This window comes from Actinoplanes sichuanensis (assembly GCF_033097365.1).
Taxonomy (GTDB): Bacteria; Actinomycetota; Actinomycetes; order Mycobacteriales; family Micromonosporaceae; genus Actinoplanes; species Actinoplanes sichuanensis.
The window spans coordinates 11,738,876-11,761,585 of sequence record NZ_AP028461.1 but is presented as its reverse complement, the minus strand read 5'-3'; the positions used below and the strand labels follow the sequence as shown (position 1 = coordinate 11,761,585).

The following is a 22,710-nucleotide window of genomic DNA, read 5'->3' as shown; positions in this document are numbered from 1 at the left end:
CCGCGCCCCCGCCGCGCCCCCGCCGCGCCCTCCCGCCGCGCGCTCCCGCCGCGCCCTCGCCGCCGCGCCCCCCGCGCCGCCCGGGCCGCGCCGCCCATGCCGCGCCCCTAACCGCTGTCGCCGTCCGTTTCCCCGCTGTCCCGGGGCCGGCGACCCTCGCGCAAGCAGCCCTCTCGGCCTTCGGCGACGCGGGCGTCGGCGGTCGGGTCATCGGGTGCTGGTCAGTGCCTCCAGGTCGCGGATCACCTCGGAGACCGCCACCTCGTTGCGGGCGGCCTCGCGGACTCCGAAACCCACCGCGCCCAGGGTCTGCTCCGGGAATACGTCGACCGCGCCGACCGCGATGCCCGGGTCGAGATCCAGCACGAACTGCACCCCTCCGACAGGCGACACGGTGATCTGAACCTGGACGCCACCGTCCATCGGCCGCTCCCGCCGCCAGCCGCGATTTTCCAGGCCGAGCACGGCCCCGGTCGGCACCCGCAGCCCCTCGAACCGGACTAGCCGGCCGGTGGCCGCCTCCTCCCCGGTCAGCGTGCCCGTCTCCCGGCCCAGCTGAGCGAACGGCTGCATGATCCGGTAGTCGGCGAAGACCTCGGACCAGCGCGGCAGTGTCCTGCCCAGATCGATCGGATGGACCACACCCACCACCTGGCCAGCCGCGATCCTGGTCTCCTCGTCGTGTTCGTCGGCGAACGTGCCGTCCTCGGCCACCCGGAACGCTCCGACCAGGACACCACTCGCGTCGAACCGGCCCCACAGCAGCCGCCGGGCCGGATGGCGCAGCAGCGGATGCTCGATGAGGAAACGCCGGAACTCGGCCTCCGGCCAGCGACGACCGGTCACCATGGCCCGCTCCAGGCGACGGATCTGATCGGCGGCGACCGTTCGGACGTCCTTCTTCAGCACCGTGAACCGTTGGTAGGCCGCCGGCGCGAGCTCGGCATCGTCCCGAACGCCGGGCTTCGGCAGGTTCTTCAGGACCTTGCCACCGGAATCCACGACACACGGCTTCAACTCTTCGTCGAACCGCACCGCGAAACTCCGCGGTCCGTAGTCGAGTGTCAGACCACCGTCCCCATCCAGCCCGAAATCCGGCACCAGACGGTCGGCGAGCCGCTCGGTGGACAGGCCCATCCTGGCGGCGACCTGGTCGATCTGGCGCTGGGCGGCCGAACGGAGACCGGCATACCGCGTGCGCTCGGCGATCCGATGGAGATGCACCAGCGCGACCTCGGTGCCGATGTCCGCGAGAACACCCAGACCGGTGACCGCCCGGGCATGCCCGCTCTGCCCCGGCCACCCCATGATCAGCGGAGTGAGCCGCCGCACGACCTCGTCGTCACCGACCAGCCCGAGTGCGTCGAGCGCCCAGCCCTGCCGCCCGTCGGCGCCGGCGGCCAGCCACGCCTCGAACAGACCCCACGCGAACCGGGCCAGGTCCTCGGGTTCACACGCCGCCCGGACGACTTCGACGCCGGCATACGGTTCGAGAGGTTTGTGCAGGGCGAACACCATAGCCAGGTCCCGCAGCGATTCCGTCGGCAGAACGAGATCCCGCTCGTCACCGACGGCCGCCATCCCCTCAGCATCGGACGCCACCTGCGGGGTCGTGGAGGCCCGCCCCGGCCGCTCCGTCGGCAGGGGCCGCCCCAGCCGCTCCGTCGGCAGAACGAGATCCCTCTCGTCCCACCCCTCGACATCGGACGCCACTCGCGGCGATCCGGAGGAGGTGAGGGCGACGACTTCCGGCGACCTTGTCGCCGGTGGCCGGGGCCGCCGCAGCCGGACCGGCGGTAGCAGCGCCGGGTCGAACCACTTCGGAATGGCGGGGAGTCTCGTCGGCAGGATCGCCAGCGGATCGATGGTGACCAACTCCTCGACGGCCGCCCTGGTCTCCGGCCCGTAGGAGTCGGCGACCTCACGCAGTATCTCCGTGTGACCGGTGGCCACCATGTACACCAGCGTGTGCTGCGCCGATCGTCGTGCGGTGCCGTCCGGGCCGAACGCGCGCGGCATCAGCCGGCTCGCGGCCGACCCGGGCTGCCGATCCAGCCAGGCACGCGCCGCCTGGCCGGTCCGCCCCCGGTCATGCAGGCGGACCTGCATCCGCCACGGGATGTCCGGCGACACGAACGGCAGCATCAACGGCCCGGACAACATCGAGTCGTGGAAGGCCAGTCGCCGCAGGAGCGGCAACGCGTCCGCCTCGAACCGGGCGACGATCCGCCGCATCCAGGGCTCACAGCCCGGCTCGGGCACCGGTTTCCACTCGGCGAGCAGGGGCCGTGCCACCTCCTCCGGCCCGGCGACGAAGAACTCCGCCGCCTCACGCCAGCCGACCACCTCGCCACGCTCCAGCCGCCCGGCGACTCCAGCCCAGTCCTTCGTGCCGGCCGAGCCAGCCCAGTCCTTCGTGTCGGCGGAGGCAGCCCCGGCTGAGGTGTCCCGGCCGGCGCCGACGAACCGGTCACCCAGGCCTGCGGCAGACACCGGATCGTCTGGCCGGTCGAGTGGGGTGGACAGCCACTCGGCTCGCTCGCCCGGCTTCCACTCCACGGTGGTCGGTGGCTCCGGGGCCGTCAGGTCGAGGACGACCGGTGGGCCCTTTCGCCGACGGCGCCAAGGCGGGTCGGCCAGCAACGGGGGCAGCGCCTCCGGTGGGGCGGGCGCCACCGTGGCGGCAGCGGACAGACAAGCGCGGATGCGGGCGGCCTGGGCGGTGGGCAGAGTGGTGGCGACCCGCTCGGCCAGCGACGGGTCGGCGCGCACTCGGGCGGACAGCAGGTCGGTCACCTGGGGCTTGCCGGACGGGGCGGACAACAATCGCAGTGCGGGCTCCGGAAAGCGGGTGGCGGCCTCGGTCAGCGCCTCTCGCACGTGCCTCTGGTCGAGACGATCGATCAGGCCCCGCATCGTCTCCTCCCCCGGCAGCACGGCCAGCAGCGCGAGCAGGTCGCGGCGCGGCTCGGTGCGGGTCGGCGGCAGACGGTCGAACCAGTCCAGCAGGAGGCCGGACGCGGCGGCGGGGCCCAGGCCGTCGACGACAGTGGCATTCAGGCCTGGCCACCCGACGGTCAGCGAGCCGGAGGCACCGCGTGCGGCCGCCGCCTGCTCAGGCGTGCTGATCGCGGCCAGCAGCATCGCGGCGCGGTTGAAACCGGGCTCGGCGAGGGCCTCCGCCCAATCGTGCTCCACCCAGTCGACCCGGGACGGAACCAGCACCGAGGTGGCGCATCGCACCTGAAGGCCCCCCGCGCCCAGGCCACGCTCGGAAAAGCCGCGCCCGGGCAGACGCTGCCCGGGCGGACCCTGCCCGGGCGGACCGGACCTGGGCGGACCGTGTTCGCGGTAGGCGGCGAGTGCGTCGACTATCTCCGCGTGCAGGTCGTCGGGGGCTGCGGCCAGGGCGGCGCGGACCCGTAGCAGCACCTGGAGATCGGGATCGAAGGCGAGGGCCAGGGTGCGCTGCTCGTCGCCGGGCCGGCGGCGGCGCACGCCCATCGTCTCGGTGCCGTCGCGGCGGATGGCCCGGCGTGGTGGGCGGTCGCCCTCGGCCACCAGGATCAGCGAGAACAGCTCCACGGCCGCCTCGGCGGCGAATCGCAGGCCCCGCTCGGCCAGCCACAGGTCGGCGAACCACGGATATCGCACGTGCTCCTGCCAGTCCAGCAGCCTCACCGCGAAGGCGGCCACCGCGGCTCCCACGGGAGGCGCCGTGGGATCTCCGGCGCTCCAGGCGGTGGCGGCCTCACGCAGCTCAGGCTCGGTGAACTCGCTCGCGATCACACCCGGGACGAAGCCGGGCAGCTGCCGCATCTGCCCGTCGACGACCTCACGAGCGCGTGGCTCGGGCTCGACCGGGCGGACACCGGCGCCGCCGCGGCGCGGGTGCAACCGGGTCGGCCAGGGCTCGGGCAACTCGAACGACATGCCGGAACGCTATCGGCCACCCCCGACAAAAACGGGAGCGGCCGGAGCCGCTCCCGTCCCACTATGACCCGGATCACCGTCGATGGCCGCCCGGCGGTCAGGGCTAGCGGGGCACGACCTTCTCGACCGCCCACTGACGCCAGTTGTCCAGCTTGTGCTGCACGGTCGCGAGCTGGTCGGCGACCGGGCCGGGGCCCGTCGAACCGGGCGTGGTCCGGGCGGCCAGCGCCGACGACACTGACAGCACCTCGCGCACCGACGGGTCCAGGTGCTCGCTGACCGTCTTCAGATCGTCGTCGGTCAGGTCCTCCAGCTCGCACTCGCGGGCCGAGCAGAGAGCCACCAGTTTGCCGGTGATCTCGTGCGCGTCACGGAACGGCACACCCTTGCGGACCAGCCAGTCGGCGACCTCGGTGGCCAACGAGAAACCCACCGGGGCGGCCGCGGCCAGGCGGTCCACCCGGACCGTCATCGTCGAGACCATCCCGGCCAGCGCGGGCAGCAGCAGCTCCAGGGTGTCGACCGCGTCGAAGGCCGGCTCCTTGTCCTCCTGCATGTCCCGGTCGTACGTCAGGGGAAGCCCCTTGAGCATGGTGAGCACCGCGACCAGACCGCCGACCAGACGCCCGCTCTTACCCCGGGCCAGCTCGGCGATGTCCGCGTTCTTCTTCTGCGGCATGATCGACGACCCGGTGGCGAAGGCGTCGTCCAGCTCGACCCAGCCGAACTCGGTCGACGTCCAGAGGACGACCTCCTCACCGAGACGGGACAGGTGCACGCCGATCAGCGCGGTCACGAAGAGGAACTCGGCCACGAAGTCACGGTCGGCGACAGCGTCCATCGAGTTCTGTGCGGGGGCGGTGAAGCCCAGCTCCTTGGCGACCGCCGCCGGGTCCAGCGGCAGCGACGAGCCGGCCAGCGCGCCCGAGCCCAACGGGCTGATCGCGGTCCGCGCGTCCCAGTCCTTCAGCCGCTCCAGGTCACGCAGCAGCGGCTGCACGTGCGCCAGCAGCCAGTGGCCGAAGCTGACCGGCTGCGCATGCTGCACGTGGGTCAGGCCGGGGGCCGGGGTGTCGACGTTACGGGCCGCCTGCTCGGTCAGCGCGTCGGCCAGCTCGATCAGCGCCACGGCCACCCCGCGGGCGTGATCGCGCAGGTAGAGCCGCAGGTCGGTGGCGACCTGGTCGTTACGGGAACGGCCGGCCCGGAGTTTGCCGCCGAGCGCGCCGAGGCGCTCCAGCAGGCCCCGCTCCAGGGCGGTGTGCACGTCCTCGTCCTCGATCGTGGGACGGAACTCGCCGGCCGCGCAGGCCGACGCCAGATCATCCAGCGCGGCCAGGATCTTTCCCAGCTCGTCGGCGTCGAGCAGGCCCGCGTTGGCCAGCACCCGGGCGTGCGCGCGGGAGGCCAGCAGATCGTACGGCGCGAGCCGCCAGTCGAACTGGACGCTGACGCTCAGCCGGGCGAGCGCCTCCGCCGGACCACCGGCGAAACGGCCACCCCACAGCCTCGTCGGCTCGTCGCTCTCCGACACACCTTCTCCTCGTCCGCTCACGTTTCGTTACCTTCCTGACCCTATCGCTGCGATCCGGACCCCGGAGCCCGGCCCGGTCCCATCGCGCTGGGTGGGACGGACCGGTGGAACGGTGACGGACCGCTCATGCCCCGGCGGACGCGCCGGGGCCCGGGACGGACCGTCGGCCTCGCGGGCCGCACGAGGCGGCTCACGTAGCCGTACGCATAAAAATGCTCTTGATCTGATAAGTTTGCAACATGACCAGCCTCGATCTGACCGGTGATGTTGTCGATCTCACTCGGACCATCTGTGATATTCCGTCCGTAAGTGGCGACGAGAAGGCCCTGGCCGACGCCGTGGAGAGCGCCCTGCGCGCCTATCCGCACCTCGAGGTGCTGCGTGATGGTGACGCGGTGGTGGCGCGGACGTCCCTGGGCCGACCGACCCGGGTGGTGATCGCCGGGCATCTCGACACCGTGCCGATCGCCGACAATCTGCCCGTCGTGGTCGACGGCGACGTGCTGCGCGGGCGCGGCACCGTCGACATGAAGGCGGGTGTCGCGATGGCCCTGCACCTGGCCGCGACACTGACCGAGCCGCGCTATGACGTGACCTATGTGTTCTACGACCACGAGGAGGTCGCGGCCCGACTCAACGGGCTCGGCCGACTGGTCCGTAATCACCCGGACTGGCTGGTCGGCGACTTCGCGATCCTCGGTGAGCCGTCCGACGGCACGGTCGAGGGCGGCTGTCAGGGCACCATGCGGGTGAAGATCACCGTGCCCGGGGTGGCGGCCCATTCGGCGCGCTCGTGGAAGGGCAGCAACGCCATCCACAGCGCGGGCGCCGTGCTCGACGTGCTGCGCGCCTACGTGCCCCGGCAGCCGATCGTCGACGGTCTGCAGTATCACGAGGGGCTCAACGCCGTGAAGATCGAGGGCGGCATCGCCGGCAACGTGATCCCCGACCTGTGCACGGTCCACATCAACCACCGGTTCGCTCCGGACCGTGACGTGGCCGAGGCCGAGGCGCATCTGCGTGCGGTGTTCGCCGGGTTCGAGCTGGAGGTGACCGACGCGGCGCCGGGTTCGCGGCCGGGGCTGGACCGGCCCGCCGCCAAGGAGTTCGTCGAGCTCGTCGGCCGCACACCGCAGGCCAAGTTGGGCTGGACCGACGTGTCGCGGTTCGCCGGGCTGGGCGTCCCGGCGGTCAATTTCGGCCCGGGTGACCCGCTGCAGGCACACACCGACGGTGAGCACGTGCTGGTGCCGGAGATCCGGCAGGCCCTGCACGTGCTCACCACCTGGCTCAAGGCATAGCTTCTATTCGGCCGGGTGGGCCGCGGCCCGCTGGATGGCGCCCGGCACCGAGTACATGTGGGCGAAGGCGCGGGCCTGCTCGCCGGTCCACAGCGACGAGCCGTGGCCGTAGACGACACCCGACCGGGTCGCCGCGTCCAGCAGGCTGTGCGGGCTCCGGCTGCCGAGGAGCACGATGTTGCCCTTGTGCAGCAGGACCCGCACGGTGCCGGTGACCCGGGTCTGGCTGGAGTCCAGGAAGGCCCGGAAGTCATCCATGATCGGGTCGAAGTAGACGGCCTCGTGCAGCAGGTCGCCGTAGGTGTTGCCGAGCGTCGCCTTGGTGGCCTGCTGCCGGTTCGACAGGACCAGTTTCTCCAGCTCACGGTGCGCGGCGATGAGGATCAGCATGCCCGGCGCCTCGAACCCGACCCGGGCCAGGTTGCCGACCATGGTGGAGCCCATGTGGATGCCCCGGCCGACGCCGTGCTCGCCGCCCAGGACGTTGAGCGCGGACAGGATGTCGTAGCTGTTCTCGCTGGGCAGCGGCTCGCCGTCGGCGGTCACCGCCGAGACGACCTCACCCTTCTCGAAGCTGATCAGCAGCTCGACGCCCTTCTCCGGCGCCTCGTCGATCGACTTGGTGTAGGTCCAGGCCGACTCCGGCAGGTACTCCCAGGAGCCGTAGGTCTCCTCGCCACCGATCGACGTGCCGATCAGGCCCTCGTTGATCGAGTACAGCTTGACCTTCTCGCTCACCTCGTAGCCCCGCGACCGCAGGAAGTCGGTCTCCCCCTCACGGGTGAGCCGCTCGTCCCGGATCGGGGTGACGATCTCCAGGTGCGGGGCCAGCGCCCGGATCACCGCGTCGTAACGCACGTGGTCGGCGCCCGCGCCGGTCGAGCCGTGCGCCACCGCGTCCGCGCCGACCGCCAGCGCGACCTGGACGACCTTCTCCGCCTGGATCAGCCGCTCCGCACCGACACACGACGGGTAGGCGCCGTTGCGCAGATAGTTCGCCTTGATCGCGTAGGTGATCACCCGGTCGTAGAGTTCCGCGCGGGCGTCCACGACGTGGTGCTCGACGGCGCCCAACTCCTCGGCGCGGGCCCGGACCACATCGGCCTCACCGCTGTGCAGGCCACCGGTGTCGATGTTGGCGGTCACCACGTCCCAGCCCTTCTCGCGGAAGTCCACGAGGGCGTACGAGGTGTCCAGACCACCGGAGAAAGCGAGGACGATCTTGCGCTTGGTCATCGGGACAGTTCCTTCTCAAGAATCGGTACATAAGTCTTACCGTCCCGGCGGACATGACCCGGCGGCAGGACGTGGAACTCGCAGCGGCCCGCTTCGATGTCCTTCTGCATCGCCCGCTGGCGGCTGTAGTCGAACGGATCGAGCAGGAAGGTCGGCTCGGGCAGCTCGACCCCGGCCGGCAGCGTCAGGTCGCTCTGGTAGACGAACGAACCCGGCGACGTGTGGAACGGGACGGTCGCGACCAGGATCTTCAGCGCGCCGAACTCGGTGTGCACCTTGAGCGCGCTGTTGTCGTACTGGGTGACGCCGTCCAGCTTCTGCGCCCGGTACGCCGACAGGGCCAGCGCCTTCGCCGCCTTGCCCAGGCCGACCGCCGGCATCAGCGACCACAGCGACCAGCCCACCCAGCGACCAGGCTCGGCCGACGGGGCGGCACAGTAACCGCCGACCGGGACCGGACCCCGGTAGCCGCTGTCGCGCATGTCCTGCTGAACCTTGCGCAGCAGCTGCTTCACATCGGTGTCGAAACGGAACGTGGACCGCTCGACCATGTCGGCGAACTCGGCCTGCGGCAGGCCGGCGATCAGGGCCGCGGCCGGCATCAGGATCAGGTCGACCATCACCCACTGCGGCATCGGGATGCCCCGGTCACCGAAGGCGATGCCGTTGATGATGTTGAAGAAGTTCAGGAAGTCCCGGATCGACCAGTCCTTCTCCGCGGTGTCGGTGAAGTCGAGCCAGGTCAGCTTGTGGCCGTACGGCGTCTCGTTGAGGTGCGGCCGCAACGTCTCGTTGGAGGCGAGGAAGAACTCGACACCGTGCCCGACCAGGCTGTCGGTGTGGTCGGCGAAGTCCGGGAACCGGGCCTCGACCGCGGGGGTGAACGTCATGAGCGGCTCTCCTCGGATTCCGACCTGCTCCACAGGCTGAGTTTCAGGGCCAGCTCCGCGCCCGACGTCGGCCCGCCGTCGCGGGCCACCACGAAGATGGTGTCGTCACCGGCGATCGTGCCGACCACATCGGCCAGCCCGGACCGGTCCAGGGCACTGGCCAGGAACTGCGCCGCCCCGGGTGGGGTACGCAGCACCGCGATGTTGCCACTGTGGTCGACCCCGGTGAGCAGCTCGCGCAGCAGGCGGATCAGCCGGGCCGGGCCGTGCTCGGTGGTCTCCCGCAGCGGCTTGTGCCCATCCTCCGGAATGTAGTAGACGCCACTGACCTTGACCGCGTTCAGCTCCTCCAGGTCACGGGAAAGCGTGGCCTGGGTGACGTGGACACCCTCGTTGGCGAGGATCACGGTCAGTTCCGACTGCGACTTCACCCGGCGGGTACGGAGCAGGTCGACGAGCCGGGCGTGCCGCCCGGCCCGGGTCACTGGGTTTCCGCCGCTCATAGCTGGTTGACCGCCAGTAACCAGGTCAGCAGCGCCTTCTGCGCGTGCAGGCGGTTCTCGGCCTGGTCGAAGACGGCGCTCTGCGGCCCGTCGATCACCTCGTCGGTGATCTCCTCGTTGCGGTGGGCCGGCAGGCAGTGCAGCACGATCGCCTCCGGGTCGGCGGCGGTCAGCAGTTCCTTGTTCACCTGGTACGGCCAGAACGGGGTGAGCCGGTCCTTGCCGTCGGCCTCCTGGCCCATCGACGTCCACGTGTCGGTGGCGATCACGTGTGCGCCGTCGGCCGCCTCCCGCGGGTTGCGCAGCACCTCGACCGAGCCGCCGGTCCACGCCGCGATCTCGGCGGCCCGACTGACCACCGACGCCGCCGGGTCGAAGCCGGACGGACCGGCCACCCGCACGTTCATCCCGGCCATCGCGCCCGCGATCAGGTAGGAGTGGGCCATGTTGTTGGCCGCGTCGCCCACGTAGGCGAGGGTCCGCCCGGCCGTCGACCCGAACCGCTCCCGGATCGTCAGCAGGTCGGCGAGCAACTGGCAGGGGTGGTAGCCGTCGCTCAACGCGTTGATCACCGGCACCCGTACACCGGACGCCAGCTCGGCGAGCCGCTCGTCGCCGTGGGTGCGGTAGACCATCGCCGCCACGTACCGGGCCACCACCCGGCCGGCGTCGGCGAGCGTCTCGCCCCGGCCGAAGTGGGTGTTCTGCGTGTCCACGATGATCGGCTGGCCGCCCAGCTCGGCGATGCCGGCCTCGAACGACAGCCGGGTCCGGAGGCTGGCCTTGTCGAAGAAGACGGCGACACTGCGCGGGCCGGCCAGCGGGGTGTAACCGAACCGGTTCGCCTTCATCTCGGCGGCCAGGTCGAGCACCTCGCCCTGCTCCTGCGGGGTCAGGTCGTCGTCACGGAGGAAATGGCGGGTGGTCACCGGATACCGTCCAGAGCAGCGATCAGGGCATCCGCCTGATCGGAGGAGATGATCAGGGGCGGGGCGAGCCGGATCACGTCCGGCTTGGCCGGGTTGACCAGGAAACCGGCGTCCCGCAGCCGGGCCGCCACATCGGCCGAGACCGGCTCGTTGAGGACGATGCCGAGCAGCAGGCCGGCACCCCGGACGTACTTGACCAGCGGGTGGTTCAGGCCCTCGATGCCGAGCCGGATCTGCTCACCGACCCGCTTCACGTGGTCGAGCAGGCCCTCGTTGGCGATCGTGCGGATCACCGCGAGACCGGCCGCACAGGAGACCGGGTTGCCGCCGAAGGTGGTGCCGTGCGAACCCGGGGTGAGCAGGTCGGCGGCCCGGCCGAAGGCGAGACAGGCACCCAGCGGCAGGCCGCCGCCGAGACCCTTGGCCAGAGTCACGATGTCCGGCTCGACACCCTCGCTCTGGTGGTGGAACCAGTGTCCGGTCCGGCCGACGCCGGTCTGCACCTCGTCGAGCACCAGCAGCGCACCATGACGAGTGGTGATCTCCCGGGCCGCGGTCAGGTAGCCCGGCGGGGGCACCACGACGCCGTTCTCACCCTGGATCGGCTCCAGGATCACCATGGCGGTCGCGTCGGTCACCGCGGCCTCCAGAGCGGCGACATCGCCGTAGTCGACGTGGGTGACGTCCCCGGGCAGCGGCCGGAACGGATCCTGCTTCGCCGGCTGGCCGGTCAGCGCCAGCGCGCCCATGGTCCGGCCGTGGAAGGCGCCGTTCGTGGCGACCACATGCGTCCGCCCGGTCAGCCGGGAGATCTTGAAGGCGGCCTCGTTGGCCTCCGCGCCGGAGTTGCAGAACAGCACCCGCCCGGACCGGCCGGCCAGCGCCAGCAGCAGGTCGGCCAGCGCCACCGGCGGCTCCGAGATGAACAGGTTGGAGACGTGGCCCAGCTGCTGGATCTGGCTGGTGACGGCGGCGACCACGGCCGGGTGGGCGTGGCCGAGAGCGTTCACCGCGATGCCGCCGAGAAAGTCGACATACTCCTTGCCGTCCTCATCGGTCAGCACCGCGCCCTGGCCCTTGACCAGGCCGATCGCCGGGGTGCCGTAGTTGTTCATCATCGACTGCTGCCAGCGCTCGACGAGACTCATGCGGGGACCACCATTGTTCCGAATCCTTCTTCCGTGAAGACTTCGAGCAGAGTCGAATGGGCGACCCGGCCGTCGACCACATGCGCGGCCGGAACCCCGCCGCGGACCGCGCGCAGGCAGGCCTCCATCTTGGGCACCATCCCCGACTCCAGGCCGGGAAGCAGTTTCTCCAGCGCGTCGGCGTCGATCTCGCTGGTCAGTGACGAGGTGTCCGGCCAGTTCGTGTACAGACCGGGCACGTCGGTGAGCACCACCAGCTTGCGGGCGCCGAGAGCGACCGCCAGCGCGGAGGCCGCGGTGTCGGCGTTCACGTTGTGCAGCACCCCCTCGACATCCGGAGCGACGGTCGCGATCACCGGGATGCGGCCGGCCGCGATCAGGTCGTCGACGGCCGACGTGTCGACCTGGTCGACGTCGCCGACCTGGCCGATGTCGACCTCCTCGCCGTTGATCGTCGCGCCCCGGCGGACCGCGGTGAACAACCGCGCGTCCTCACCGGACAGGCCCACCGCGAACGGCCCGTGCTGGTTGATCAGGCCGACCAGCTCGCGGCCGACCTGGCCGGTCAGCACCATCCGGACGATCTCCATCGTCTCCGGCGTGGTGACCCGCAGGCCGCCGCGGAACTCCGACTCGATCCCGACCCGCTTCAGCATCCGGTTGATCTGCGGGCCGCCGCCGTGCACGACGACCGGCTTGATGCCGACCAGGCGCAGGAACACCATGTCGGCGGCGAACGCCTCCTGCAACTCCGGGTCGATCATGGCGTTGCCGCCATACTTGATCACGACCGTGCTGCCGTGGAACCGCTCCAGCCACGGCAGGGCCTCGATGAGGATCTCGGCCTTCTTCTGGGCCTTCACTTTGTCCGCGCCTTCATGAGGAGTACGCCGAGTTCTCGTGGACATACGCGTGGGAGAGATCCGTGGTCCAGATCGTCGCGCTCATCTCCCCCTCGCGCAGGTTGATCGTCACGCTCACATCCCGCCCGGACAGGTCGACCTTGCTGCGGTCCTCGGCGGCCGCCCCGCCCTTGCAGATCCACACGCCGTTGATCGCCACATCGATCCGGTCCGGCTCGAACGCCGCACTGGTCGTGCCGATCGCCGCCAGGATCCGGCCCCAGTTCGGGTCGTTGCCGAAGAACGCAGTCTTCACCAGGTTGTTACCGGCGACCGTGCGGCCGACCTGCACCGCGTCCGCCTCGCTGGCCGCGCCCTGCACCTCGATCGCGATGTGCTTGGTCGCGCCCTCGGCGTCGGCGATCAGCTGCTGGGCCAGGTCGTGACAGACCTCGGTGACCGCCGCGGTCAGCTCCTCCAGGGTGGGCTGCCGGTTCGACGCGCCGCTGGCCAGCAGCAACACGGTGTCGTTGGTGGACATGCAGCCGTCGGCGTCGATCCGGTCGAAGGTGACCCGGGTCGCGGCACGCAACGCGGCGTCCAGCACCTCGTTGTCGGCCGACGCGTCGGTGGTGATCACGACGAGCATGGTGGCGAGCGCCGGGGCCAGCATGCCGGCACCCTTCGCGATACCGCCGACCGACCAGCCGTCGCGCTGGGCCACCGCGTTCTTCGCCACCGTGTCGGTCGTCATGATCGCCTCGGCGGCCCGGCCACCGCCGTCGGCGGCCAGCGCCTTGGCCGCCGCGCTCACGCCCGGGAGCAGCCTGTCCATCGGCAGCAGCTCACCGATCAGGCCGGTCGAGCAGACCGCCACGTCACCGGGGCCGATCATCATCCGGTTGGCGCCGCCACGCAGCACCGAGGCGGTGTGCTCGGCGGTGGCGTGCGTGTCACGGAAACCCTGCGAGCCGGTGCACGCGTTGGCGCCGCCCGAGTTGAGGATCACCGCGCGGACTATGCCGCCCTTGAGCACCTGCTGACTCCACAGGACCGGCGCCGCCTTCACCCGGTTACCGGTGAAGACACCGGCCGCCGTGTAGTCGGGGCCGTCGTTGACGACCAGGGCGACGTCGGCGTTGCCGCTGGCCTTGAGCCCGGCGGCCACGCCGGAAGCACGGAACCCCTTGGGATGGGTGACGGTCACGGTGCCACTCCGAAGACACTCAAGCCCGTGGTCTCGGGCAGGCCGAACATGATGTTGGCGTTTTGCACGGCCTGACCCGCGGCACCCTTGCCCAGGTTGTCCAGTGCGCTCACGACGATGATGCGGCCCGAGTCGATGTCGACCGTGGCCTGCAGGTGGCAGGAGTTGGAACCCGCGGTGGCCGCCGTGTGCGGCCAGGAACCCTCGGGCAGCACGTGCACGAACGGCGCGTCCGCATAGGCCGCCTCGAGCGCCTCACGCGGGTCACCGCCGTTGAGCCGGCGGGCCGTCACCGTCGCCAGGATGCCGCGCGGCATCGGCGCCAGGATCGGGGTCATCGACAGCGAGGCCGCGCCGGTGGCCTGCTTGATCTCGGCGACGTGCTGGTGCGCGCCGACCTTGTAGGGCGACAGGTCACCCATGATCTCGCTGGCCAGCAGGTGCACCTTGGCGTTACGCCCGGCGCCGGAGGTGCCGGAGCTCGCCACCACCACGACATCCTCCGGGTCGGCCACACCGGAGGCGATCAGCGGGGCCAGCGCCAGCGTGATCGTCGCCGCATAGCACCCCGTGTTGGCGACCCGGTCGGCCGCGGCGATCGCGGCCCGCGCGCCGGGCAACTCGGGCAGCCCGTAGGTCCAGGTGCCGGCATGCCCGCCGCCGTAATAGCGGGTCCACTGCTCGGCGCTCTCCAGCCGGAAGTCGGCACCCAGGTCGACGACCTTGACACCCGCGTCGAGCCGGCCGGCGACGGCCGCCGACTGCCCGTGCGGCAGGGCGAGGAAGACCAGGTCAGCGCCACTGAGCGTGGCGGCGTCGGTGGAACCCAGCGTCAGGTCGAGCCCGGTCAGCTGCGGGTGCACCGCCGCAACCGGCGAACCGGCCTGGCTGTGCGCGGTCGCCGCGACGAGGTCGAACTCGGGGTGCCCGGCGATCAGGCGCAGCAACTCACCGCCCGCGTAGCCACTGGCTCCCGCTACCGCGACCCTGATTCCCATGCCTACCTCCGTATGACTATGCAGAAGAACGTATCAACTCCCACTCGCCCCGGCAACCACGAACCCACCCATCCCGCATGCTGAGCGATGCGATCCAGTCCCGGTCACATTTCGAACATTTCGGTGGTACGAACCACGGCGCCCCAAACGCAGCCGATCCCGTCCCCGCCTACGACGCGAGGCAGGCGGCCCGTCCCGGCCGCCAACGCGCCTTTCGGGCGGAGGCGACCCGTCACCGGCCGCCGCTCAGGGCTGCGCAACACGCGTTGGACGCCTCCCAGGACCAGCCGGGGTCTTCGGGTCGACTCAACGCGGAGGGGCACCCGGTCGGTGACCGGGTGCTCCAGGGGGATGCGCGTTTCAGGTGGTGGTGGCCCACTCGTTCCAGGCGGCCAGCCACTCGTCCTGGGCGGCGGCGATCGCCGTGATCTTGGCGTAGTCGACGGGGCGGAGGCCGCGCTGGCGATCCCAGGCGAGCTGGGCCGGGCGGCTGGGCACGTCGGGGCCGAGGCGGGTGCCGTACAGCAGGGTCTCGGAGATCGCCCGGTCTCGCCGGGCGACGTCGGCGCGGAACCAGGCCGCCTCCCGGTCCAGGCGGGTGAGCTGGTCGAGCATCGCCTGCACGGTACGGCGGGCCTCTTCCTCGGGTTCACCCGCGAGGTCGGTCTGGCGGCGGACGGCGTTGCGCCAGAGTTCGGTCCAGGTGCGGGGAAGCTGCGGGCGCGGGCCGCCGGACGTCGACCACGCGTCGTGTTCCCGGGAGGCCCTGATCACGGCGTGGACCAGCAGAATGTGCGGCTCGCGGCCGGTCGGCGGGTCATCGCTGGACGCCGGATCACCGGCACCCGCCGAGTCACCGGCACCCGCAGGGTCACCAGCACCCGCCGAGTCGCCGTTCGGCACCCGGCGCGCACCGGCGAGCGGCGAGCGATCATCCCCGGCGAGTACCGACTGGATATCGGGCACCCGCGAATCAGCGGCCGGCTGCGGCTCGGCGGGGAGCGACCGCTCGTCGGCGCCCGAGGAAGCATCGCCAGACGGCCCGTCATCGCCGGCGATCGCCGACTCGGCGGCCGGGTGATCAGGACGCGCGGAGGCGCCGGCCGAAGAACCAGCACCTGCGCCGGCCGAAGACCCAGCACCTGTGGAGGCGTCCGCGAACGAGCCGGCACCCGCGGACCCGGCGGCGGGAGAACCGCCGCGCGAGACGTCGGTGGCCGGGACGTCGGTGGCCGGGGCATCGATGGGTAGGGAGTCGGTGGGTGGGGAGTCGGTGGATGGGGAGTCGGTGGGTGACGGCGGATCGCCGGAGGGCGGGAGCGCCTCCGGCGGTGGCTCGGCGGGTGGCTGGTCGCCGGACGGTGGTACAGCGTCCGCGTGGTCGGACTCCATGCGGGACACCCCCTTGGTCGACGCCTCGTGCTGCCGCCCCGCGCGGACTCGCGGGACGGCTCCTGGCGGTGAGACGGCACCGCTAGGAAAACACGAAGCGTCAACCTTTACCCCGCCTGGGCGAGGGTGATTCCGAACCAATCGTTCGGATCGGTCCACCAGTGGCGTGGGGTGAACCCGGCGGCGGCGAGTTCCGTGGCCAGGCCGTCCCGGCGGAACTTGGCGGAGATCTCGGTACGCATCTCCTGGCCGGCGGTGAAGCCGACGGTGAACGGAACGTCCCGATCCAGGCCGGCGACGTGCACGACCTGGTCGCGGGTGGACCGCAGGCGCATCTCGATCCATTCGTGGGTCGGGTCCCAGACGGCGACGTGTTCGAAGGTGGACGGGTCGAAGTCGGCGGCCAGCTCCCGGTTGATGACGTGCAGGACGTTGCGGTTGAACTCGGCGGTCACCCCGGCCGCGTCGTCGTAGGCCGGGACCAGCACCGCCGGGTCCTTGACCAGGTCGGCGCCGAGCAGCAGCCACTCCCCCTCGTGCAGCACGGATCGCAGCGACGACAGGAACGCCGCCCGTTCGGCCGGGACCAGGTTGCCGATGGTGCCGCCGAGGAACGCGACCAGTCGGTTGTCGCCGTCGGGCAGATGTCGCAGGTGGCGGGTCATGTCGCCGACGACACCGCGGATACTGAGGCCGGGGTAGGCCTCGGTCAGCGACTCGACGGCCGCGGCCAGCGCCGACCCGGACACGTCGAGCGGCACGAACGCGCCGAGTGTGCCCTGGGCGACCAGCGCGTCGAGCAGTAGGCGGGTCTTCTCGGACGAGCCGGAGCCGATCTCGACGAGGGTCTTCGCCTCGGTGATCCGGGCGATCGCGGCGGCGTGCTCGTCGAGGAGAGCCCGCTCGGTACGCGTCGGGTAGTACTCCGGCAGCCGGGTGATCTCCTCGAAGAGCTCACTGCCGCGGGCGTCGTAGAACCATTTCGGCGGCATCCACCGCGGGTCGGCGGTGAGCCCGGTACGCACGTCGGCACGCAGCTCACGGGCCAGGAAGTCGTCGTCGAGGTGCCTGTCCAGACGCATGGCGAACACCTTTCTAGAGGGGAGTGATCTCCACCTGGCCGGCGGTGGCGACGACCAGGTGACCGTCGGGGACGTGTCGCCACGCCGGCCCGGGGTCGAGGGGTTCGGAGCTGATCAGGGTGGAGTCGCGCGACTGCCGCACCGACAGGGCGTGACCGAACGTGGTCGCGATCATCTGCCCGCCGTCGCTGAGCAGCAGGTTCAGCCGGGATCCAGGGGCCGCCACGGCGACCTCGGTGACCACGGCCGCGACCGCCTTGGCCGCCGGTTCTCCGGAGCGCAGCTTCGCCCGTACCAAGGCCCAGAGGGTTGCCGAGTCGGTGGGCGCGTCGAGGGTGAGGAGATCCTCGATCGGGAGGTCACGAGCCTGCGCGGCGATGGCCGAAGGCCAGCCGCGGACGACGCCGTTGTGGCTGAACAGCCACCGACCGTCGGTGAACGGCGCCGCCGCCGTCTCGACCACCGGAAGGCCGACGGTGGCCGAGCGGACCGCCGCGAGGACTGCGCCGGACGACGTCGCGGCCGCGAGAAGCGGCAACGTCGCGTCCGTCCAGATGGGCATGGCGCTGCGGTGCCGCACCGGCGCCGAGGCGCCGGGCGGCCACCAGCCGACGCCGAAGCCGTCGGCGTTGACGGTTCCTCCGCCGCGCATGTCGCGGGGCGCCCAGGCCTGCGTGGCGAGGGCGTGCGGCGGATCGAAGATCAGATTCTGCAGCGGTACGGGCGGACCGAGATAGCCGAGATGCCGGCACATCAGGCGTCCCGCGCGCAGCGGAAACCACTGAAGATCTGCCGCCGGATCGGGTGATCCCAGTTACGGAACGTACCCCGGCAGGCGGCCGCGTCGGTGCCGAAGGAACCGCCGCGCAGCACCCGATAGTCACCGCCGAAGAAGACCTCCGAATACTCCCGGTAGGGGAACGCCGCGAACCCCGGGTAACCGTGGAACCCGGACGAGGTCCACTCCCAGACGTCGCCGATCAGCTGGTGCACGCCCAGCGGGGAGGCGCCGTCCGGGTAGGCACCGGCCGGCGCCGGGCCGAGGTGACGCTGCCCGAGGTTGGCGTGCCGGGCCTCGGGCGGGTCGTCGCCCCACGGATAGCGGCGGGACCGCCCGGTCGCCGGATCCCAGCGGGCCGCCTTCTCCCACTCGGCCTCGGTGGGCAGGCGTTTCCCGGCCCACGCGGCGTACGCCTCGGCCTCGAAGAAGCAGACGTGCACGACCGGTTCGTCCGGTTCGATCGGGGTGACCCGGCCGAACCGCCGGTACAGCCAGCCGCCGGGGTCGCGGATCCAGTGCATCGGCGCTTCCAGGCCGGCCGCCTGCCGGTGGGCCCAGCCGCGCTCGCTCCACCACCGCGGGTCGTCGTAGCCGCCGGCGTCGATGAACGTCAGGTAGTCACCGTTGGTGACGAGGGCGGCGTCGATCCAGAAGGCCGGCACGTCCACCGGATGGGCCGGCCGTTCGTTGTCGAGGGCCCAGGGCTCGGTGTCCGTACCCATGGTGAATCTGCCGTTTTCGATGAGGATCTCACCGGTGACCGCCTGCCGGGACCGAGGCGGCGAAGGGGCCGTGAGCACCGCGGCGCCGGACCGCAACTGATGGGTGGCCAGCATCGTCTCGTCGTGCTGCTGTTCGTGCTGGACGATCATGCCGAACGCGAAGCCGCCGTCGAGCAGCCGGCTCTCCGGGCCGAACTTCGTCCGGTCCAGCACGTCGAACACCTTGTCCCGGACCTGCGCCGTGTACGCCCGGGCCTCGGCCGGGTCGAGCAGCGGCAACGCCGGACGGTCACGCCGGGCGTGTTTGAACGCGTCGTAGAGCTCGTCGATGTCCTGCCGGAGCGGGTCACGGCCGCCGACGTCCCGGACCAGCCACAACTCCTCCTGATTGCCGACGTGCGCTAGGTCCCAGACGAGTGGGGACATCAGCGGGGAGTGCTGCCGGGTGAGATCGTCGTCGTCGACGGCGTCGGTGAGCAGCGCCGTCCGCGCCCTGGTGCGCTCCAGCTCGGCGGCGATGGACAGCCGAAGGTCGTCGGTCATACGGAAATGTCCTCTCGTGGGCGTCCCGGCACGGCTTCCCGCAGGCGGCGGGAGACGATGCCGATGACGGTGTCGCGGACCGGGCCGGCCAGGCCGGTCCGGTCGAGGTTCCGGCAGGCCAGATCGGCCAGCCCGGCGGCGGCCCGGCGCACCGGATGGTCGTCGAGCCCGGACCGGGCGGCGGCGTGCCAGCGGCCGACGGCGGGCGCGGCCAGCTCGCGCGCCCGGTCGGTGAGGTCGTCGCTCGCGAGCAACGTGGTGAGCACCGCGGCCGGGGCGATCCACTCGTCGCCGGGTTGCGCGTCGAGGTAGCGGACCTCCAGGTAGCCGCGCGGTCGGACCGGCGGGAAGAGGGTGCCGAGGTGATACTCCAGGTCGTCGATCGTCGGCGGGCCGCCCTCGACGCCGCCCGTCTCGATCCAGTCGGCCATGGTGACACCCGGTGGCGCGTCCCAATCGCCGTGCTCACGCCGCACGCACAGCAGCGGCGCCCGCATCGCGTAGTCGGCCCAGCTCAGAGCCGAGTCGGTGGACGACGGGACCGGCCCGGAGCGGCGCTGGTCGATGCCGTGCCACGTCGCCGTCCGCGCGGAGGCCCACCCGTGCCGTGGTGAGTTGGCGAAGAGCGCCAGCAGGGCCGGACCGGCCTCGTGCAGGACCGCCCAGCGGGCCGCGACCCGGTCGGTCTCGCCCGCGTCGAAGCAGACCTGGAGCCCGGCGGTGGAGCCCATCATGGTGCGGCCGGCGCTGTCGAAGGACCGCTCCATGGCGGCGTAGCGCGGGCTCTCCAGGGTGCGGCGGGGCTCCCGATGCGGGTCGAGGCCGCGATCGCCGAGGACGATGCCCCGGCTCGCCAGCAGGCCCGCGAGGGTCTCCCGGTCCGCCGTGACCGCGGTGTGCAGCTCGGTGAGCGAGCCGGCCGGGGCCGAGGAGATCTCGATCTGCAGGCCCGGCTCGACGGTCACCGTGCCACCGCCGGGAAGCGGCACGGGATGTGGATTGCCGAGGGCCGCGGGCGTATGCGCGCCCAGGGCCTCGACGAGGTCACCGGCCCGCAGGTACGCGGACGGGTCGGTGGCCAGGTGCGTGGTCCACTCCAACTCGGCGCCCACCTGTCGAGGTGGGCCGGTCTTGAAACAAATGCCGGTTATGTGCTCGATCGCCTCAGCGGTCCGTCGTAGAACCCGGTCAGCCGAACCCATGGTCCCCCATTACTCACTATGCGTGATTAATAGACTTCACTGCGTCCGATCCGGTTAGGACCTTACCGGCACCCTCTGACATTCGCCTCCCGCGCAGCCTTCCCAGTGGATGAAGTTCCGGAACCGTAGCGGGGTGCCGGAACCGGTTCCGTACGTGGAAGACTCCGAACCGTTCGCGTTCGGCAGACCCATCGGAGAAACTCATGCCCTTGCCATATCAGGACTCCTCGCTCCCGGTGCGAGAGCGTGTCGAGGATCTGCTGGGCCGGATGACTCTTCCCGAGAAGGTCGGCCAGATGCTCCAGCTCGACGCGCGACAGGACATCGGCGAGATCGTCCTGGACAAGCTGGCCGGATCGATCCTGCACACCTCCCCGGCCAAACTCGTCGAGGCCGCCGAGCTGGTCTCCCGGACCCGACTGCGGATCCCGCTGATCACCGCCGAGGACTGCATCCACGGGCACGCCTTCTGGCCCGGCGCCACGGTCTTCCCGACGCAGCTCGCGATGGCCGCCACCTGGGACTCCACGCTCGTCGAGCGGGTCGCCCGGGCCACCGCGGTGGAAGCCGCCGCGACCGGCGTGCACTGGACCTTCTCACCGGTCCTGTGCATCGCCCGCGACCTGCGGTGGGGCCGGGTGGACGAGACGTTCGGCGAAGACCCGTACCTGATCTCCGAGCTGGGCGCCGCGATGATCCGCGGCTACCAGGGCGAGGGCCTCACCGACCCGACGGCGATCCTGGCCACCGCCAAGCACTTCGCCGGCTACTCCGAGACCCAGGGCGGCCGCGACGCCAGCGAGGCCGACATCAGCCGGCGCAAGCTGCGGTCCTGGTTCCTGCCGCCGTTCGAACGGGCCGCCGCCGAGGGCTGCCGGGTCTTCATGCTCGGCTACCAGTCGATGGACGGCGTGCCGATCACCGCCAACAAGTGGCTGCTCAACGACGTACTCAAGGGCGAATGGGGCTTCACCGGCACCCTCGTCACCGACTGGGACAACGTCGGCCGGATGGTCTGGGAACAGAAGGTCTGCGCCGACTACGCCGAGGCCGCGGCGGTCGCCGTCAAGGCCGGCAACGACGTGGTCATGACCACACCCGCCTTCTTCGAAGGCGCCCAGGAGGCGATCCGGCGCGGCCTTCTCGTCGAGGACGACATCGACGCGGCGGTACGGCGGATCCTGCGCCTGAAATTCGAGCTGGGCCTGTTCGAGAACCCGCGCACGCCGGACGCCGCCCGTCAGGCCGAGGTGATCGGCCACCCCGATCACACCGCGCTCAACCTGGAGATCGCCCGCCGATCGCTGGTCCTGCTGCGTAACGACGGGGTGCTGCCGCTCCCCCCGGCCCCATCGAAGCGCATCGCGCTGCTCGGCCCCAACGCCGACGACGTGTCCACCCAGCTCGGCGACTGGGCCGGCGACTCCGGCCAGGTCGACTGGCTGCCCGACGGCCACCCGCGAGAGCTCACCACCACGGTCCTCGACGGCCTGCGTGAACTGCTGCCGGACGGCTGGCAGCTGGACTTCGACCCGGCCGTCGAGATCGAGGAACTCGTCGGAGACCCGGAGGGCGAGACCTTCCCGGACGGCCAGCCCCGACCGCCGATCTCGGTGGGCGTCCCGGCCGACCCGGCCCGGATCGCCGCCGCCACGGCCACCGCGGCCGCCGCCGACTACGCGATCGTGGTCGTCGGCGACACCGTCAACCTCAACGGCGAGCACAAGTCGACGGCCACCCTGGAACTCCAGGGCGGGCAGATCGCGCTGCTGGACGCGGTCGCCGCCACCGGCACCCCGATGATCGTCGTGCTGATCGACGGCAAACCGCACGCGCTGCCCGAGTCGGCGCTCGGCGCGGCCGCCATCGTGCAGGCCTTCAACCCGGGCATGCGCGGCGGCCAGGCCATCGCCGAACTCCTGCTCGGCCTGATCGAGCCGACCGGCCGGATGCCCATCTCGGCGGCCCGGCACGCCGGACAGCAGCCGGTCTTCTACAACCAGACCCGCGGCCAGCACGGATCCCGGTACGCCGACCTCACCCAGGATCCGCTGTTCGCCTTCGGTGAGGGGCTCAGCTACAGCACCGTCACCTACGACGGTCTCAGCATCGAGGAGCCGGACGTGGCCGCCGACGGGATCGTGCGGGCCACCGTCCGGGTCACCAACACCGGGACCCGGCCTGCGCTGGAGACCGTTCAGGTCTACGTCAGCGACCTGGTCACCAGCGCCACCTGGGCAAGCCGGGAGCTGAAGGCGTACCGGCAGGTCACCGTGCCGGCCGGGGAGAGCGTCACGGTCGCCGTCGAGGTGGCGGCGGCGGACATCACGCTGGTCGACGCCGACGGGAAGCGGGTCGTCGAAGCCGGCGACTTCGAGCTGCTGGTCGGGCCGAACTCGCGGCCGTCGGCCCTGCTGGCGGCCAAGTTCCGGATCAGCTGACCGGCCGCCCTGCTACGGCCGGGGGA

General features: G+C 71.3%; 17 protein-coding genes. 2 read left to right on the top strand and 15 right to left on the bottom strand.

All coding sequences use genetic code 11. The features are described from left to right. Positions 1-207: 207 nt before the first annotated feature. Both Q0Z83_RS53850 and argH read right to left on the bottom strand, forming a co-directional pair. On the bottom strand, positions 208-3,933 hold the full coding sequence (locus tag Q0Z83_RS53850) for a DUF4132 domain-containing protein (protein WP_317791317.1): 3,726 nt from the start codon (positions 3,931-3,933) through the stop codon (positions 208-210). 103 nt (positions 3,934-4,036) lie between these two features. Beyond that, the gene (gene argH / locus Q0Z83_RS53845) at positions 4,037-5,467 is read right to left on the bottom strand and encodes an argininosuccinate lyase (RefSeq protein WP_317791316.1); all 1,431 of its coding nucleotides are present in this window, start codon (positions 5,465-5,467) and stop codon (positions 4,037-4,039) included. A gap of 239 nt (positions 5,468-5,706) precedes the next feature. On the opposite strand from argH, the gene dapE reads away from it, so the two are divergent. After that, positions 5,707-6,768 carry a succinyl-diaminopimelate desuccinylase gene (dapE, locus tag Q0Z83_RS53840; protein WP_317791315.1) on the top strand — a complete coding sequence of 354 codons (1,062 nt, stop codon included), beginning with the start codon at positions 5,707-5,709 and terminating at the stop codon, positions 6,766-6,768. A 3-nt stretch (positions 6,769-6,771) separates the two neighbouring features. Here the strand turns inward: dapE and argG are convergent, their stop codons facing one another. From argG to Q0Z83_RS53775, 13 genes are all read right to left on the bottom strand, one after another. Then, on the bottom strand, positions 6,772-8,004 hold the full coding sequence (gene argG, locus Q0Z83_RS53835) for an argininosuccinate synthase (protein ID WP_317791314.1): 1,233 nt from the start codon (positions 8,002-8,004) through the stop codon (positions 6,772-6,774). Next, positions 8,001-8,894, bottom strand: a complete 894-nt coding sequence (locus tag Q0Z83_RS53830; RefSeq protein WP_317791313.1) for a hypothetical protein — start codon at positions 8,892-8,894, stop codon at positions 8,001-8,003. Before Q0Z83_RS53830 ends, argG begins: the two co-directional genes overlap by 4 nt. Further along, entirely contained in the window at positions 8,891-9,397 is a 507-nt protein-coding gene (locus Q0Z83_RS53825) for an arginine repressor (RefSeq protein WP_317791312.1), read from the bottom strand. Before Q0Z83_RS53825 ends, Q0Z83_RS53830 begins: the two co-directional genes overlap by 4 nt. Continuing rightward, positions 9,394-10,326: an ornithine carbamoyltransferase gene (gene argF, locus Q0Z83_RS53820; protein ID WP_317791311.1), complete on the bottom strand. Its 933-nt coding sequence runs from the start codon at positions 10,324-10,326 to the stop codon at positions 9,394-9,396. The genes Q0Z83_RS53825 and argF overlap by 4 nt, the downstream gene beginning before the upstream one ends. Next, entirely contained in the window at positions 10,323-11,474 is a 1,152-nt protein-coding gene (locus tag Q0Z83_RS53815) for an acetylornithine transaminase (RefSeq protein WP_317791310.1), read from the bottom strand. Before Q0Z83_RS53815 ends, argF begins: the two co-directional genes overlap by 4 nt. Continuing rightward, a complete protein-coding gene (gene argB / locus Q0Z83_RS53810) occupies positions 11,471-12,382 on the bottom strand; it encodes an acetylglutamate kinase (protein WP_317791309.1) in 912 nt (303 codons plus the stop codon). Before argB ends, Q0Z83_RS53815 begins: the two co-directional genes overlap by 4 nt. Beyond that, positions 12,351-13,523, bottom strand: a complete 1,173-nt coding sequence (argJ, locus tag Q0Z83_RS53805) for a bifunctional glutamate N-acetyltransferase/amino-acid acetyltransferase ArgJ (RefSeq protein WP_317791308.1) — start codon at positions 13,521-13,523, stop codon at positions 12,351-12,353. Before argJ ends, argB begins: the two co-directional genes overlap by 32 nt. Continuing rightward, positions 13,520-14,521 (bottom strand): N-acetyl-gamma-glutamyl-phosphate reductase, encoded by a 1,002-nt coding sequence (gene argC / locus Q0Z83_RS53800; protein ID WP_317791307.1) that lies wholly within the window; start codon positions 14,519-14,521, stop codon positions 13,520-13,522. Before argC ends, argJ begins: the two co-directional genes overlap by 4 nt. A gap of 360 nt (positions 14,522-14,881) precedes the next feature. After that, positions 14,882-15,913: a hypothetical protein gene (locus Q0Z83_RS53795; RefSeq protein WP_317791306.1), complete on the bottom strand. Its 1,032-nt coding sequence runs from the start codon at positions 15,911-15,913 to the stop codon at positions 14,882-14,884. Between the two features lie 107 nt (positions 15,914-16,020). Beyond that, entirely contained in the window at positions 16,021-17,004 is a 984-nt protein-coding gene (gene egtD, locus Q0Z83_RS53790; protein ID WP_317791305.1) for an L-histidine N(alpha)-methyltransferase, read from the bottom strand. Between the two features lie 4 nt (positions 17,005-17,008). Further along, positions 17,009-17,749, bottom strand: coding sequence for an ergothioneine biosynthesis protein EgtC (egtC, locus tag Q0Z83_RS53785; RefSeq protein WP_317791304.1), 741 nt, complete (start codon positions 17,747-17,749; stop codon positions 17,009-17,011). Beyond that, a complete protein-coding gene (gene egtB / locus Q0Z83_RS53780; protein ID WP_317791303.1) occupies positions 17,749-19,041 on the bottom strand; it encodes an ergothioneine biosynthesis protein EgtB in 1,293 nt (430 codons plus the stop codon). The genes egtC and egtB overlap by 1 nt, the downstream gene beginning before the upstream one ends. Next, positions 19,038-20,243, bottom strand: coding sequence for a glutamate-cysteine ligase family protein (locus tag Q0Z83_RS53775; RefSeq protein ID WP_378079115.1), 1,206 nt, complete (start codon positions 20,241-20,243; stop codon positions 19,038-19,040). Before Q0Z83_RS53775 ends, egtB begins: the two co-directional genes overlap by 4 nt. 203 nt (positions 20,244-20,446) lie before the next feature. Here Q0Z83_RS53775 and Q0Z83_RS53770 point away from each other — a divergent pair, with 203 nt between their 5' ends. Then, positions 20,447-22,684, top strand: coding sequence for an exo-beta-d-1,3/1,6-glucosidase (locus Q0Z83_RS53770; protein WP_317791301.1), 2,238 nt, complete (start codon positions 20,447-20,449; stop codon positions 22,682-22,684). Positions 22,685-22,710 lie beyond the last annotated feature (26 nt).